Below are 13,947 nucleotides of genomic sequence, written 5' to 3' on the forward strand. Positions count from 1 at the left end.
CGGCCGGCGGGCGTCCCGACGCCCCGCCGGCCCGATGGCATAGGACATCAACGCGCCTCATGGCTCGCTTCTTCATCGACCGGCCGGTCTTCGCCTGGGTCGTCGCCCTCTTCATTCTGCTGGGCGGCGCGCTCTCGATCCCGCAACTGCCGATCGCCCAGTATCCGATCATCGCGCCCCCCGCGATCGCGCTCTCGACCTCGTATCCCGGCGCCTCGGTGGAGAACCTCTACACCGGCACGACGCGCCTCATCGAGGACGAGCTCAACGGTGCGGCCAACATCCTGAGCTTCGAATCGGCCTCCGACTCGTTCGGCGTGGTCGAGATCACCGCGAGCTTCCAGCCCGGCACCGATCCCGGCTACGCCGGCGTCGAGGTGCAGAACCGCTTGAAGCGCGTCGAGGCGCGTCTGCCGGCCGAAGTGCGCCAGCAGGGTATCCTCGTGGAGGAAGCCTCGGCCGCGACGCTGAACATCATCACGCTCGTCTCCACCGATGGGAAGACCGACGAGGTGGGGCTGGGCGACTTCCTGATCCGCAACGTCATCAACGAGATCCGCCGCATCCCCGGCGTCGGTCGCGCGACCCTCTACTCGACCGAGCGGGCGCTGCGGATCTGGATCGACCCGGACAAGCTGCGCGGCCTCTCGCTGAACGCCGCCGACGTGACCAAGGCGATCGGCCGGCAGAACGTGCAGATCGCTTCTGGTGCCGTCGGCGCGCAGCCCTCGCCTGAGCGCCACGCCGTCAACTTCCCCATCATCGTCAAGGGGCAGATGACCGAGCCGGAGGCGTTCGGCGCTATCGTGCTGCGGGCGAACCCCGACGGCTCCAACGTGCGCCTGCGCGACGTCGCCCGGATCGAACTCGGCGGCGACGACTACAAGTTCACTACCCGCCTCAACGGCGGCCCGGCGGCGGGCATCTCCGTGACGCTGGCGCCCGACGGCAACGCCATCGAGACGGCCAAGGCGATCCGCGCCAAGATGGTGGAGCTGTCGCAGTTCTTCCCCGACACAGTGAAGTGGGACATCCCCTACGACATCACGCCCGCGGTCGATGCCTCGATCGAGAAGGTGCTGCACACGCTGGTCGAGGCGGTGGTGCTCGTCTTCATCGTGATGTTCGTGTTCCTCCAGAACATCCGCTACACCCTCATCCCGACCATCGTCGTGCCGATCGCCCTGTTCGGCACCTGCACCGTCATGCTGCTCGCGGGCTTCTCCGTGAACGTGCTGACCATGTTCGGCATGGTGCTGGCCATCGGCATCCTCGTCGACGACGCCATCGTCGTCGTCGAGAACGTCGAGCGCATCATGAACGAGGAGGGCCTGCCCCCGAAGGAGGCGACCCGGAAGGCGATGAGCCAGATCACGGGGGCGATCATCGGCATCACCCTGGTGCTGATCGCCGTGTTCATCCCGATGGCGTTCTTCCCCGGCTCGGTCGGCATCATCTACCGGCAGTTCTCGATCGCGATGGTGACCTCCATCGCCTTCTCGGCCCTGCTCGCCCTCTCGCTGACCCCGGCGCTCTGCGCCACGATGCTGAAGCCGATCGAGAAGGGGCACGGCCACGCCAAGGGCGGCGTGTTCGGATGGTTCAACCGGTTCGTCGACCGGGAGACCGCCCGATACGGCCGCGGTGTGGCGTGGTTCATCCGGAAGTCCGGCCGAGTGATGCTGATCTACCTCGTGCTGGTCGCGGGCGTGGCCTACGCCTTCATGCGCCTGCCCGAGGGCTTCCTGCCGCTCGAGGATCAGGGCTTCTTCACCGTCGATATCCAGACCCCGCCGGGCTCCTCCTTCAACCGCACGGAAGCGGCGGTGAAGAAGGTCGAGGATTATCTCCTGGCCCAGCCGGGCGTGGCGACGGTCACCGTCATCAACGGCTTCTCCTTCTCCGGCCAGGGCCAGATGACGAGCCAGGCCTTCGTCACGCTCAAGCCCTGGAGCGAGCGCGACGCGGCGAACTCCGCCGCCAAGCTGGTCGAGGGCACCAACAAGGCGCTCGGGGGCTACAAGGATGCCGTGATCCAGGCGCTGGAGCCGCCGCCGATCGACAACCTCGGCAACGCCTCGGGCTTCTCGTTCCGCCTGCAGGACCGGGCGCAGAAGGGCTACTCGGCGCTGATGGCGGCCCAGGAGCAGCTGCTGTCGCTCGCCCGCAAGAGCCCCGTGCTGACGAAGGTCTATGTCGAGGGCCTGCCGCCCGCGCCCGAGGCCGAACTCATCATCGACCGCGAGAAGGCGGCCGCGCTTGGCGTCGATTTCGAGGACATCAACAACACGATCCAGGTCAATCTCGGCTCGGTCTACGTCAACGACTTCCCGAATCGCGGCAAGATGCAGCGCGTGATCGTGCAGTCCGAGGATCTCCAGCGCCTGCACGCGGCGGACCTGTTGAACTACTCGGTCAAGAACGCGCAGGGGACGATGGTGCCGATGTCCTCCTTCGCCGACCTGAAATGGGGTGTCGGCCCGGCCCAGATCATCGGCTTCAACGGCTACCAGTCAGTGCGCATCACCGGCGATCCGGCCCCCGGCTACACCTCCGGCGACACCATCAAGGAGATGGAGCGGCTGATGACCTTCCTGCCGAAGGGCTTCGGCTACGCCTGGACCGGGCAGTCGCTCCAGGAGAAGGAGGCGGGCTCCCAGGCCTCGCTGCTGCTGGCGCTGTCGGTGCTGATCGTGTTCCTGTGTCTGGCCGCGCTCTACGAGAGCTGGTCGATCCCGATCTCGGTGCTGCTCGTGATCCCGCTCGGCGTCATCGGCTCCGTGGCGGCGGTGTATCTGCGCGGCATGCCCAACGACGTCTACTTCAAGATCGGGCTCATCACGATCATCGGCCTGTCGGCCAAGAACGCGATCCTGATCGTGGAGTTCGCCCGCGACCTCTGGAAGCCCGGCACCAGCATCGTCCAGGCGACGATCCAGGCGGCGACGCTCCGCTTCCGCCCGATCGTGATGACCTCGCTCGCCTTCATCTTCGGCGTGGTGCCGCTGGCGATCGCCACAGGCGCCTCCTCGAAGAGCCAGCAGGCCATCGGCACGGGCGTGATGGGCGGCATGATCTCGGCCACCGTGCTCGCGGTGTTCTTCGTGCCGGTGTTCTTCGTGGTGGTGATGCGCCTGTTCAAGCGCAAGGAGGTCGCCGCGGGCGAAAACGCGGAGGCGGCGCCTGGGGCGGCTCATCATGGGCACTCGGTGCCGGCGGAGTAGCAAGCTCAGGGGACGGGCGCGGTTGGAACCGTGCCCGCCATGATCGGGTTCAGCCGAGCCAATCCGGCGCGACACCCGTGCAGGATGCGATGCGCTGCCGTTGCCCGTCGTCCGGATCGGCTTCCGCTCGCTCGAACCGGATGATGGCGTCTTGCGGGATGCCGGTAGCTGTCGAGAGGTCGGCCTGCGTGCCGCCGCTGTGAGCGCGGGCGGCCGCGACCGTCGAACCGTGTTCGACCACGAGCTTCACGAACCAGTGCGGTATCGCAGCAGGTTGCCCCGCTGCTTCCTCAATCAGGTACGCGTCCGTGAGTCGTGCCGTGTCGCGATCCTCGGCTTCTTCGCCGTCGATGGTGGCGAGAAGGGCATCGTACTCTCGGCGCGTCAGTACGACGAGTTCCTCGCCCGTTTCCGTTCTGATGATTTGCGGCTTCATGGCTGCTGCACCCTCTCAGGTGTAGATGTCACGTCGGTCACCGATCGCAAAGACCGAGATCGTATCTATCGTCTCGGTGAAGACCGCGCGGTAATCGCCGATCCGCAGCCGCACACCGGGCCGGCCGACCAGGGACTTTGTCGAACCCGAGCCGGTTGCCGCATAGCGTTCAAGCTTCGCCAGGATGTCAGCCTGAACGGGCTTGGGGAGTTTGGTGAGGCTTTTGAGGGCAGCGGCTGTGTAGAAAATAGTCTTCACGGCACCGGCGTCGCAGGCATGCGCGCAAGAGTGCCGAGTCGCTCAGTCGATGCAACCGTAAAGTACAGGCGCGGCGATCAATGACGCCGGTTGAACACCCGCCGCGCGCCATATCCGGCGGCGGCCCAGAGAAACGCCGAGACCGTTCGCACCGGAAAGAACGTCGGCAGGTCGGCGGCGACAGGGGGCCGGCCAGGGCAGGCCGATCCGCGTCACGAGCCATGCGAATAGCACCGAGACCCCCAAAGCGGCGATGGCCGCGATGAAGACCTTGCCGAACTGATCCGCCTTCCAGCCGAGGAACACGGCGATCAGGATCAGGAGGGGGTCGAACCCGGCGAGGATCCAGACCGAGAACGAATAGACCGGGACGACGGGGGCGGCGTTCACGCCCACCACGCCTTCGGCAGGCTGATCCGCCCGGCCGCATTCTCGATGGTCTGCGCAGCGGCGAACAGCGTCTCCTCGTCGAAGGGACGACCGATGAGCTGGAGGCCGAGCGGCAGACCCTGCGCGTCGAGGCCGGCCGGCACCGAGATGCCGGGCAGGCCGGCCATGTTCACCGTCACCGTGAACACGTCGTTGAGATACATCTCGACCGGATCGGCCGAGGCCATCTCGCCGATGCCGAAGGCCGCCGACGGGGTTGCGGGGGTGAGGATCGCGTCGACGCCGGCGGCGTAGGCCGCCTCGAAGTCGCGCTTGATCAGCGTGCGGATCTTCTGGGCCCGGACGTAGTAGGCGTCGTAGTAGCCCGCCGACAGCACGTAGGTGCCGATCATGATGCGGCGCTTCACCTCGCGACCGAAGCCGGCGGCGCGGGTGTTCTCGTACATCCCGGCGATGTCTTTGCCCGGCACCCGCAGGCCGTAGCGGACGCCGTCGTAGCGGGCGAGGTTCGAGGAGGCCTCGGCCGGCGCCACGATGTAGTAGGCCGGCAGCGCGTATTGCGTGTGTGGCAGCGAGATTTCCTTGATCGTCGCGCCGGCCTCCCGCAGCCAGTCCGCGCCCTGGTCCCACAGCCGCTGGATCTCGGCGGGCATGCCCTCGACCCGGTATTCCTTCGGGATGCCGATGGTGAGGCCCTTCACGCCCCGCGAGATCGCGGCCTCGAAGTCGGGCACCGGCATGTCCACGGACGTCGTGTCGCGCGGGTCGTGTCCTGCCATGGAGCCGAGCAGGATCGCGCAATCCTGCACCGTGCGGGCGATCGGGCCGGCCTGATCGAGCGAGGAGGCGTAGGCGATGATGCCCCAACGTGAGCAGCGGCCGTAGGTCGGCTTGATGCCGACGGTGCCGGTGAAGGCGGCGGGCTGGCGGATCGAGCCGCCGGTATCGGTCGCCGTGGCGCCGAGGCAGAGATGCGCGGCCACCGCTGCCGCCGAGCCGCCCGACGAGCCGCCGGGCACCAGCGGCGCGTCGGAGCCCTGGCGGCGCCAGGGGGAGATCGTCTTGCCGTAGGCGCTGGTCTCGTTGGACGAGCCCATGGCGAACTCGTCGAGGTTGAGCTTACCCAACATCACCGCGCCGTCGCGCCAGAGCTGGGACGAGACGTTCGATTCGTAATGCGGCTCGAACCCTTCGAGGATCTTCGAGCCTGCGGTGGTGTCGACGCCCTGCGTCGCGAACAGGTCCTTGATGCCGAGCGGCAGGCCCTCGAGCGGGCGCGCCTCGCCCTTGGCGATCTTCTGGTCCGAGACCTCGGCCATCTTCAGCGCCCGGTCGGGCGTCGCGACGATGTAGGCGTTGAGCGCCTTTGCCCGGTCGATGGCGTCGAGATGCGCCTGCGCGATCTCGCGGGCTGAGAAGTCTTTGGCGTTCAGCCCGTCGCGAGCCTCGGCCAGGGTGAGTTCGTTGAGTGCCGTCATGCCCGTTCCAAGTGTCTGCCAGGTATCCGCACCAAGTCCGCGGGCGCGTGGCGTCTCGCGGGTGGCAGAAAAGCCGCTCCGTCGCGTCCCAGAGGACTACTCGACGACCTTCGGCACGAGAAAATAGTTGTCCTCGGTCTCGGGGGCGTTGGCGACGATGTCGCTCGCCCGGCCGCCGTCGTTCACCACGTCGGCGCGCTTCTTCATGCGCATCGGGGTGACGGAGGTCATCGGCTCGACGCCCTCGACATCGACCGCGCCGAGTTGCTCGACGAAGGCGAGGATCGCGTTGAGCTCCCCCTTCAGCGGGCCGACTTCCTCGTTGGTCACCGCGATGCGGGCCAGATGCGCGATGCGCCGTACCGTTGTCTCGTCGACCGACATGCCGCCCGTGTCGCCTCGCCTGCCGTGAGCGCGGGTGAAAGACCTCGCGCCGGGATCAGCCGGGCTATAGCACCCGCCTTCGCGCAGGGGCAACGCTCCGGGCCGCGCCGATGGCGGAGAGTGTCACAGAGCCCCTAAACCCCGATCGATCCGGCCGGTCAGACGATGACGTGGCCCCGCGTCACCGGCATGTCCACGGTGATTCCGGGGCGGCGGTAGCGGTCGGCGTTGTAGGCCCCGACGCAGAGGATCTCGACGGCAAGCGCCAGCATCAGCACGTGCCGCCGCATGAGGCGACCGGATCGGGCGGAGGCGGGAGGGGTCGGCGTCGGCGTGAGGGGCACGGGGCGGTTCCGGCGTCGTTAATGAAACCTCAACACCGCTTTTCGCCTTCCGGTCTATCCCGGGAGGGACGACTGCCTGCCATGGTTAATCTGTGCGGTGGACAAGTCCGCGCGGGCGGGCGTAAGCCCCTCCCTCATCGGGATACGGGGAGGACGGGGCATGTGGGACAGCGTCTTCCGGGAACTGCATCCCGGGCTGACCTCCAGCGAGGCGGATCTCGCCCGCGCCGAGGCCGAGCTCGGGTTCCCCCTCCCCCAGAGCTACCGCAACTTCGCGCAGAGCTGCGGCGCCGGGCGGATCGGCGGGCATCTGCGCATCTTCACCCCGGTTCCGGTGGAGGCGGCGGATCTCGGTTCGCGTGCGCACCTGATCTCGCACGGCGTGGCGCTCGCCCTCGACGGCCTGCGCGACGAGGACAGCGACGAGCCGCACCGCTTCACCATCGAGGGTGATGCCGATGCCGGGCTGATGGAGCGGGCCTGCTTCTTCGGGCAGACCGAGCGGGGCGATTTCCTGTTCTTCGACGTGACGCCCGGCTTTCCCGAATACGACATCTGGGTGCTGTGCGCCGATCTGGAGACGGTGCATTTCGGCGGTGCCGACCTGCCCACCTTCCTGCGCGGGCTTCAGGGCCTCGAGATCCTGCACATCCTCGGCGACGGGGAAGGTCCGCTGCCCGCGACCTTCGTGGGCGACGACGCGGCGGCTCTGGAACAGCTCGGAGCGACGGATTCGTGAACCGGGAGGAGATGGCGGCTTTCGCCGAAGCCTCGGCCGGCGCGCCGCGCCTGATCGGGCTCGACCTCGGCACCAAGACCATCGGGATCGCCCTGTCCGATGTCGGCCGGCAGATCGCCTCGCCGCTGGAGACGATCCGGCGGGTGAAGTTCACGCCCGACGTGGCGCGGATCGTGTCGCTCTGCGCGACGCACGCGGTCGGCGGCCTCGTGATCGGCCTGCCGCTCAACATGGACGGTTCCGAAGGCCCCCGGGCTCAATCGAGCCGGAGCTTTGCCCGCAACCTCAAGCCGCTCTTGCCGCTGCCGGTCCTGTTCTTCGACGAGCGCCTCTCCACCGCCGCCGTCACCCGCACGCTGATCGAAGCCGACGCCTCGCGGGCGCGTCGCGGCGAACTCGTGGACAAGCTCGCCGCCGCCTATATCCTGCAAAGCTGCCTCGACGTGATGGGCGGGATGTTCTCCGGCGCGGCCGAGGAGGCGGACGGGTTTTAACCCCGCGTCACCCGCGCCACGATCGTCTCCCGCTCCTGGCGCGTCACCGACAGCCGCTCGCGGGCGGCCGCTAGAATCTCTGGACCCGCGGTTTCGGGGCGGCCGGCATCGAAGGGCGGGGTCGGAGCGTATTCCTGATGGAGCTGGATCGCCTTCGCGGTCGCCACGTCGGTGAGTTCGGCCGCGAGCGTCAGGCCGAAATCGATGCCTGCGGTCACGCCGCCACCGGTGATCAGGTTGCCGTCGCGCACCACGCGCCCCTCGGTCGGGATCGCCCCGAAGGCGGCGAGGAGATCGTGCGCCGCCCAGTGCGTGGTGGCCCGCTTGCCCCGCAGAAGTCCCGCCGCGCCGAGCACCAGGGCCCCGGTGCAGACGGAGGTGACATAGCGGGCGCGCTCCGCCTGACGGCGCAGGAAGTCGAGGGTCTCGGCATCCTCCATCAGCGGGTTCACCCCCGCGCCGCCGGGCACGCAGATCACGTCGAGAGCCGGGCATTCGGCGAAGGTGATTGTGGGCGTCAGCACGAGGCCGGTGGCGCTCGTGACCGGTTCCAGCGCCTTCGCGACGAGATGGACGCGGGCGCCCGGCACCATGGCCAGCACCTCGTAGGGGCCGGTCAGATCGAGCTGCTGCACCTTGGGGAAGACGAGGAATCCGATCTCGATCGTCATGGTCCCGAAGCCTCCGCTCGGAAGAATCTGAAGCATCGTCCCGAAAGGTAGCCGCCGGCTTTCGGAAAAAGACGATGCAAAAACAAGAACCTAGCGCAGATAGATCACGCTGTAGAGCGAGGCGCGCAGCTCGTCCTCGTCGAGCCAGACCCGGCCGAGGTCGCAGCGCTCGGCGATGCCCGGCCGCATCCGGGCGCAGTACTCGCCGGTATTGTCCTGCAGGTGGTACTGGCAGCGCCCGCCCGCCTTGCGCCGGGCGATGATCGGGCTTGAATGGTCGGCGGCGATGTCCGGATCCTTCGGCAGGCGCTCTTCCAGCACGTACCAGGAATAGCCCACCACCGGCAGGCGGCCCCGGTCGAGGGCGTAATCGATCCTCGCCATCAGCCGGTCGGTGCCGGCCTTGAGGCCGGGCTCGCTGCGGGCGGCCTTGTCCATGAAGTCGAGCTGGTTGTCGGCGATCGACTCCGAGACCGGGATCAGCGGCACCGGCAGAGGCTTGCGGCGGCAGCGCCGCTCGACATGGGCGATCCAGCCGGCGTTGAAGGCGTCGGTCGCCGAATCGCGCAGCCGAGGCACCGTCCCGCCGAGGCTGCGCCACGAGATTTTTGGGGCCGCGACGCGGCTGCGCCAGCGCAGGGCTCCAAAGGTGCGCGCGTGCTGGCCGTAGCCGTCGAAGGAGGGCAGGTCCCGGTCCGTGCACAGGCCGCCGAGGTTGTAGAGAAGGGTTGCTGCCTCCTCTTGCCCGTCCTCCAGCTTGTCGAAATACGGCTTGCGTCCGGGGTTGCGCTCACGGCTCGCCTCGGTGTCGTTGCGGCTCTCGGCGATCTCCTCCGCGAGGTCGGGATTTCGACGCAGATAGTTCCGCAAAGCGCGATCCCGGCTGCGTTCGAGGCCGGCCGGATCGGCGAAGTAGTAGCGGGTGGCGACATCCAGCGCCGACACGGTGACCCCGACGCGCTGCGAGATCATGTCGGCGGTGGCGTAGGCAAAGCAGATCGCGCTGTCGCCCTGGCTCATCGGCGACAGGGCGGGGTTGGGGCTGATCCGATCGTCGAGCGGATGCGTGCCGGGCCGGCGCGCCGGCGCCACGACAGTGACGTCGGCGCAGGTCGGGTTGCGGGCGTAGCGCGGGTTTTCGGGCAGCAGGTGCAGATCGACCGCCCCGGCGGGCGCTGCCGCGAGCACAAGGCCGACTGCGACACAGCGGGCGGCGTTGGCCGCCCCGGATGATGGCCTCAATCCGTCCCCGCCTCGGCGAGCGCGACCGGTGCCGCCTCGGCGCCGTCGAGCACCGTGTCTTGCGCCGCCTCGGCGAGCAGGGCGTAGCCGCCATCGGCCATGTGCAGGCCGTCGCTGGCGAACAATTCGGTGCGGGTCAGCCGCCCCTGCCCGATCCAGTCGCGCATCAGGTCGGAGCGGCGGATCACCGGGACGCCGAGATCGGAGCCGAGGGTGCGCACCGCATCGCGAAACCGGTCGGCGCCGGGCGTGGCGTCGAGCGTCGGGCACCATTGCGGCTCCATCAGAACCACGTCGATCCCCGCCGCGCGGATACGCTCCAGCGCCGCCTCGGTCGCCTCGCGGAAGTGATCGAGGGAGACGCCGCGCAGGGCGTCGTTGCTGCCGGTCTGCCAGATCACGAGATCGGGCCGGGGCGCGATCACGTCCCGGTCGAGCCGGGCCAGCATCTCGTCCACCGCCTCGCCGCCGATGCCGCGGTTGGCGACCGTGATCTTGCTGCCGAGATGCGGCAGGGCGCGCCGCAGACCCGCTTCGAGGCGGGCGGGATAGGCGGCGGCGGGCGTCGAGGCGCCGATCCCTTCCGTCGAGGAGGAGCCGAAGGCGACGATGCTCAGCGGCCCGCCCAGCGCGATCTTCTGGGCGACGTGCGGAAGGCCGGCCGGGGCCGCATCCTCGAACAGGCCGAGGTCGAGGTCGAAGCCGAGATCGAGGTGTTGCGGCAGCAGGTCGGCGTAGGCGAGCACCGCGGTCGAGGAGAGGGTGAGGGCCAGCATCAGCGCCGTCGCGCCGAGAAGCCGCCGCGGACGTCCCGTCGGGACCATCCGCTTCCGAGCCTGAGGAAGAAGCCGCACCACCGTTCGAGCCCCCGCCCGCGAGCCACCTCGACCGGGGGGCTTCGCGGAATGACTAATATCGACCCTTCTAACCGAACCGAGGCCGGAATTACGGCCCAATAATCGTGATTCGCCACAGCCGCAATGCGCAGTGTTTGATGGAGTCTTAAGGGCGAGACTCGGATCAAAGATTTGTCGGTCATAGACGCTGCTCGATCGACGCCGGCATGCGGTTCGGGGGCCTCGATCGAGCGCGGTAACTGGGCCGTCCTGCCCCGGCGTCATGGGCCTTTCCTCGCCGGATCGGCCGCGTCACGCCCGCGAAACCAGGGAGACCGTCCCGCTGCCGTGCCGCTCGATCCGGCCGTCGAGTTCGAGTTCGAGCAGCGTCGTCTGCACGATCCGAACCGATAGGCCGGTGGAGCGGGCCAGTTCGTCGGTCCCGACCGGAGTCGGGCTCAAGCATGCGATCAGCCGCGCGCGGTCGTCGCGGGGTTCGGGGGGAGCCTCGATCGGCTCCGCCGCGGCGGAAAGCAGCGGCGGCGCGATCTCGGCTCGTCCGTCGAAATCAATCTCGTCCCAGTAATCGGGCGTGCGCCAAGTCTCGGAGCGATCGTTCAGGCCGTCCGCTTGCGGCGCGTCCCCGGCGATCAGCGGATCGAGCACCGACAGGACGTGCTCGACCTCCGAGACCAGCGTCGCACCCTGGCGGATCAGGTCGTTGGTGCCCTCCGCCCGCGGATCGAGCGGCGAGCCGGGCACCGCGAAGACTTCCCGGCCCTGCTCCAGCGCGAAGCGGGCGGTGATAAGCGAGCCGGAGCGGCGCGCGGCCTCCACGATGACGGTGCCGAGGCTGAGGCCGGAGATGATGCGGTTGCGGCGGGGAAAGTCGCGCCCGCGCGGCACCCAGCCCATCGGCATCTCAGCGACCACCGCCCCGCCCGCCCCGACGATCTCCTCGACGAGGCCGGCATGGTTCTCCGGATCGATCCGGTCCTGCCCACCTGCGAGGACCGCGACGGTGCCGGTGGTGAGCGTCGCCCTGTGGGCGCGGGCGTCGATGCCGCGGGCGAGCCCCGAGACGACGACGAGACCGGCTTCGCCGAAGCCGCGGGCGAGCCGCTCGGTGAAGGCGAGGCCGGCGGTCGAGGCGTTGCGCGAGCCGACGATGGCCACCGAAGGCTTGAGAAGCGCGGCCGGATCGCCGCGAACGGCGATCAGCGGCGGGGCGGTGTCGGTGGCGTGCAGCGCCTTCGGGTAGGCCGCCTCGCCCATGGCGAGGAAGCGGATGCCGAGGCGGGCGGCGGCCGCCATCTCGCGCTCGGCCTCGGCCGTCGTGGGCGGTACGGCGCGTTTGCCCGCCCGCTTCGTCAGGTCCGGCAGGGCATCGAGCGCGGCCGACGCGCTGCCGAAGCGGTTGATCAGGCCGCGGAAGGTGCGCGGGCCGATGCCGTCGGTGCGGATCAGGCGCAGCCAATCGAGGCGTTGCGCGTCGGTGAGCTGCATCGGTCCCCCTCCGTCCGGGAGGGGGCGGCGCTCACCCCTTCTTCCCGATCCGCCCCTCGGTGCCGGCGGCGAGTCGGCGGATGTTGGGCGCGTGCTTCCACCATAGCAAAGCTGCGAGCACGAGGAAGAGCGCTGCAACCGTTCCGTGTCCCAGCACCCACAGGATGAGGGGCGTGGCGGCCGACGCCGCGAGCGCGGCGAGCGACGAGTATTTCAGGGCAAAGGCGAGCCCGAGCCAGATCGCGGCGAAGGCGGCCAGCGTCACCGGGCTCAGTGCCAGCAGCACGCCGATGAAGGTCGCCACGCCCTTCCCGCCCTTGAAGCCGAGCCAGACCGGGAAGAGATGGCCGAGGAAGGCGCCGAGGCCCGCCGCCAGCGCCGGCCCCTCGCCCCAATGGCTCGCGGCCAGCACCGGCAGCGTGCCCTTGAGCGCGTCGCAGAGCAGCGTCGCGGCAGCCAGGCCCTTGCGGCCGGTGCGCAGCACGTTGGTCGCGCCGATATTGCCCGAGCCGATCGCCCGCACGTCGCCGAGACCGGCGAACTTCGTGAGGATCAGCCCGAAGGGGATCGCGCCGCAGGCATAGCCGAGGACGAGCGCGGTGATGAGGACCGGCCAGCCGGCCGCGAGAAGCGTGGTCATGCGGCCAGGGCCGAGAGGTCGGAGCGGTGGACGATGCGGCCGCCCACCAGCGTCAGCACCGCGGCGCCCTGGAGCCGGGCCTCGTCGAAGGGCGAGTTCTTGGAGCGCGACTTCAACTGCCGCTTGTCGAGCAGGTAGGGCAGATCGGGGTTGATCAGCACGAGGTCGGCGGGGGCGCCCTTCTCCAGGCGGCCCGCCTCGCGGCCGAGCAGCGTGGCGGGGTTGGCCGAGAGGGCCTTCAGCAGCGTTCCCAGCGTCACGTCGCCGGTATGGAGCAGGCGAAGGCTCGCGCCGAGCAGGGTCTCGATGCCGAGCGCGCCGTCCGCGGCTTCGGCGAAGGGCAGGCGCTTGGTCTCGACGTCCTGCGGATTGTGGTCGGAGACGATGACGTCGATCACGCCTTCATTCAGCGCGGCGATCACCGCCTGCCGGTCGTCCTCGCGGCGCAAGGGCGGCGAGAGCTTGCAGAAGGTGCGGTAGTGGCCGATGTCGCCCTCGTTGAGCACGAGGTTGTTGACCGAGACGCCGCAGGTGACGGGCAGCCCCGCCTCCTTGGCCCGCCGCACGATCTCGACGGAATCGGCACAGGAGATCATCGCCGCGTGGTAGCGCGCGCCGGTGAGGCGCACGAGGCGGATGTCGCGCTCCAGCATCACCGTCTCGGCCTCGCGGGGGATGCCGATCAGGCCGAGGCGGGAGGCCATCTCGCCCTCGTTCATCACGCCCTCGCCGACGAGGTCCGGCTCCTCGACATGCTGCATCAGCAGCGCCCCGAAATCGCGGGCGTAGGTCAGCGCGCGGCGCATCACCTGCGCGTTGGTCACGGCCTTGAGCCCGTCGGTGAAGGCGACCGCGCCGGCTTCCGCCAGTAGGCCGAACTCGGTCATCTCCCGGCCGGCCAAGCCCTTGGTGATGGCGGCAGCCGGCAGCACGTTGACGCTCGCGGTGTCGCGGGCGCGGCGCAGCACGAAATCGACGATGGCCGGCCCGTCGATGACAGGGTTGGTGTCGGGCATGCAGACCAGGGTCGTCACGCCGCCGGCCGCCGCGGCGGCACTCGCCGAGGCCAGGGTCTCGCGGTGCTCGGCGCCCGGCTCGCCGACGAAGGCGCGCAGGTCGATCAGGCCCGGCGCGAGGGTGAGACCCCCGCAATCGATCTTTTGGGCGCCCTCCGGCGCGTCGGGTGCGGCACCCCAGGCGATGTCGGCGAGGCGGCCGTCGCGCACGAGCACGGCGCCGGGACCCTCGCGGCCGCTGGCCGGATCGAGGAGATGGGCGTTGGAGAGGACGAGCGCGCTCATGAGT

14 protein-coding genes and 1 pseudogene are annotated in these 13,947 nt (G+C 69.2%); 3 read left to right on the forward strand and 12 right to left on the reverse strand.

Annotated features, from left to right (window positions below; genetic code table 11):
• Nucleotides 1–59: 59 nt before the first annotated feature.
• Entirely contained in the window at nt 60–3,224 is a 3,165-nt protein-coding gene (locus M2437_RS16730; RefSeq protein WP_253388118.1) for a multidrug efflux RND transporter permease subunit, read from the forward strand.
• 49 nt (nt 3,225–3,273) lie between these two features.
• Here the strand turns inward: M2437_RS16730 and M2437_RS16735 are convergent, their stop codons facing one another.
• The 6 genes and pseudogenes from M2437_RS16735 to M2437_RS16760 form a co-directional block, all read right to left on the reverse strand.
• The gene (locus tag M2437_RS16735; RefSeq protein ID WP_253388119.1) at nt 3,274–3,660 is read right to left on the reverse strand and encodes a helix-turn-helix domain-containing protein; all 387 of its coding nucleotides are present in this window, start codon (nt 3,658–3,660) and stop codon (nt 3,274–3,276) included.
• 15 nt (nt 3,661–3,675) lie between these two features.
• Nucleotides 3,676–3,918, reverse strand: a complete 243-nt coding sequence (locus M2437_RS16740; RefSeq protein WP_253388120.1) for a type II toxin-antitoxin system RelE family toxin — start codon at nt 3,916–3,918, stop codon at nt 3,676–3,678.
• Nucleotides 3,919–3,995: 77 nt separating this feature from the next.
• Nucleotides 3,996–4,308: pseudogene (locus tag M2437_RS16745) on the reverse strand (hypothetical protein).
• Nucleotides 4,305–5,786, reverse strand: a complete 1,482-nt coding sequence (gatA, locus tag M2437_RS16750; protein ID WP_253388122.1) for an Asp-tRNA(Asn)/Glu-tRNA(Gln) amidotransferase subunit GatA — start codon at nt 5,784–5,786, stop codon at nt 4,305–4,307. The pseudogene M2437_RS16745 and the gene gatA overlap by 4 nt, the downstream one beginning before the upstream one ends.
• 96 nt (nt 5,787–5,882) lie before the next feature.
• Nucleotides 5,883–6,170 carry an Asp-tRNA(Asn)/Glu-tRNA(Gln) amidotransferase subunit GatC gene (gene gatC, locus M2437_RS16755; RefSeq protein ID WP_253388123.1) on the reverse strand — a complete coding sequence of 96 codons (288 nt, stop codon included), beginning with the start codon at nt 6,168–6,170 and terminating at the stop codon, nt 5,883–5,885.
• Nucleotides 6,171–6,328: 158 nt separating this feature from the next.
• A complete protein-coding gene (locus M2437_RS16760) occupies nt 6,329–6,460 on the reverse strand; it encodes a hypothetical protein (RefSeq protein ID WP_334317357.1) in 132 nt (43 codons plus the stop codon).
• A 214-nt stretch (nt 6,461–6,674) separates the two neighbouring features.
• On the opposite strand from M2437_RS16760, the gene M2437_RS16765 reads away from it, so the two are divergent.
• Together M2437_RS16765 and ruvX are read left to right on the forward strand one after the other, a co-directional pair.
• Nucleotides 6,675–7,253 (forward strand): SMI1/KNR4 family protein, encoded by a 579-nt coding sequence (locus M2437_RS16765; RefSeq protein ID WP_015951704.1) that lies wholly within the window; start codon nt 6,675–6,677, stop codon nt 7,251–7,253.
• Nucleotides 7,250–7,747: a Holliday junction resolvase RuvX gene (gene ruvX / locus M2437_RS16770; RefSeq protein WP_015951703.1), complete on the forward strand. Its 498-nt coding sequence runs from the start codon at nt 7,250–7,252 to the stop codon at nt 7,745–7,747. The genes M2437_RS16765 and ruvX overlap by 4 nt, the downstream gene beginning before the upstream one ends.
• On the opposite strand, the gene M2437_RS16775 is transcribed toward ruvX, so the two are convergent.
• The 6 genes from M2437_RS16775 to M2437_RS16800 all read right to left on the reverse strand — a co-directional run bounded on the left by M2437_RS16775 (nt 7,744) and on the right by M2437_RS16800 (nt 13,943).
• The gene (locus tag M2437_RS16775) at nt 7,744–8,418 is read right to left on the reverse strand and encodes a DJ-1/PfpI family protein (protein WP_253388124.1); all 675 of its coding nucleotides are present in this window, start codon (nt 8,416–8,418) and stop codon (nt 7,744–7,746) included. The genes ruvX and M2437_RS16775 overlap by 4 nt on opposite strands.
• A 90-nt stretch (nt 8,419–8,508) precedes the next feature.
• Entirely contained in the window at nt 8,509–9,660 is a 1,152-nt protein-coding gene (locus tag M2437_RS16780) for a hypothetical protein (RefSeq protein ID WP_253388125.1), read from the reverse strand.
• The gene (locus M2437_RS16785; protein WP_253388126.1) at nt 9,657–10,484 is read right to left on the reverse strand and encodes an SGNH/GDSL hydrolase family protein; all 828 of its coding nucleotides are present in this window, start codon (nt 10,482–10,484) and stop codon (nt 9,657–9,659) included. The genes M2437_RS16780 and M2437_RS16785 overlap by 4 nt, the downstream gene beginning before the upstream one ends.
• A 324-nt stretch (nt 10,485–10,808) precedes the next feature.
• On the reverse strand, nt 10,809–12,002 hold the full coding sequence (gene dprA, locus M2437_RS16790) for a DNA-processing protein DprA (RefSeq protein ID WP_253388127.1): 1,194 nt from the start codon (nt 12,000–12,002) through the stop codon (nt 10,809–10,811).
• Nucleotides 12,003–12,033: 31 nt separating this feature from the next.
• Entirely contained in the window at nt 12,034–12,642 is a 609-nt protein-coding gene (gene plsY / locus M2437_RS16795) for a glycerol-3-phosphate 1-O-acyltransferase PlsY (protein WP_253388128.1), read from the reverse strand.
• Nucleotides 12,639–13,943, reverse strand: coding sequence for a dihydroorotase (locus M2437_RS16800; RefSeq protein WP_253388129.1), 1,305 nt, complete (start codon nt 13,941–13,943; stop codon nt 12,639–12,641). The genes plsY and M2437_RS16800 overlap by 4 nt, the downstream gene beginning before the upstream one ends.
• Nucleotides 13,944–13,947 lie beyond the last annotated feature (4 nt).

This window comes from Methylorubrum pseudosasae (genome assembly GCF_029504475.1).
Lineage (GTDB): Bacteria > Pseudomonadota > Alphaproteobacteria > Rhizobiales > Beijerinckiaceae > Methylobacterium > Methylobacterium extorquens.

Excerpts from the sequence above, each read along its gene's own strand:
- dprA (WP_253388127.1), bottom strand. The coding sequence starts at position 12,002 with ATGCAGCTCACCGACGCGCAACGCCTCGATTGGCTGCGCCTGATCCGC.
- M2437_RS16760 (WP_334317357.1), bottom strand. The coding sequence starts at position 6,460 with ATGCGGCGGCACGTGCTGATGCTGGCGCTTGCCGTCGAGATCCTCTGC.
- gatA (WP_253388122.1), bottom strand. The coding sequence starts at position 5,786 with ATGACGGCACTCAACGAACTCACCCTGGCCGAGGCTCGCGACGGGCTG.
- M2437_RS16800 (WP_253388129.1), bottom strand. The coding sequence starts at position 13,943 with ATGAGCGCGCTCGTCCTCTCCAACGCCCATCTCCTCGATCCGGCCAGC.
- M2437_RS16730 (WP_253388118.1), top strand. The coding sequence starts at position 60 with ATGGCTCGCTTCTTCATCGACCGGCCGGTCTTCGCCTGGGTCGTCGCC.
- M2437_RS16775 (WP_253388124.1), bottom strand. The coding sequence starts at position 8,418 with ATGACGATCGAGATCGGATTCCTCGTCTTCCCCAAGGTGCAGCAGCTC.
- gatC (WP_253388123.1), bottom strand. The coding sequence starts at position 6,170 with ATGTCGGTCGACGAGACAACGGTACGGCGCATCGCGCATCTGGCCCGC.
- plsY (WP_253388128.1), bottom strand. The coding sequence starts at position 12,642 with ATGACCACGCTTCTCGCGGCCGGCTGGCCGGTCCTCATCACCGCGCTC.
- M2437_RS16765 (WP_015951704.1), top strand. The coding sequence starts at position 6,675 with ATGTGGGACAGCGTCTTCCGGGAACTGCATCCCGGGCTGACCTCCAGC.
- M2437_RS16785 (WP_253388126.1), bottom strand. The coding sequence starts at position 10,484 with ATGGTCCCGACGGGACGTCCGCGGCGGCTTCTCGGCGCGACGGCGCTG.
- M2437_RS16735 (WP_253388119.1), bottom strand. The coding sequence starts at position 3,660 with ATGAAGCCGCAAATCATCAGAACGGAAACGGGCGAGGAACTCGTCGTA.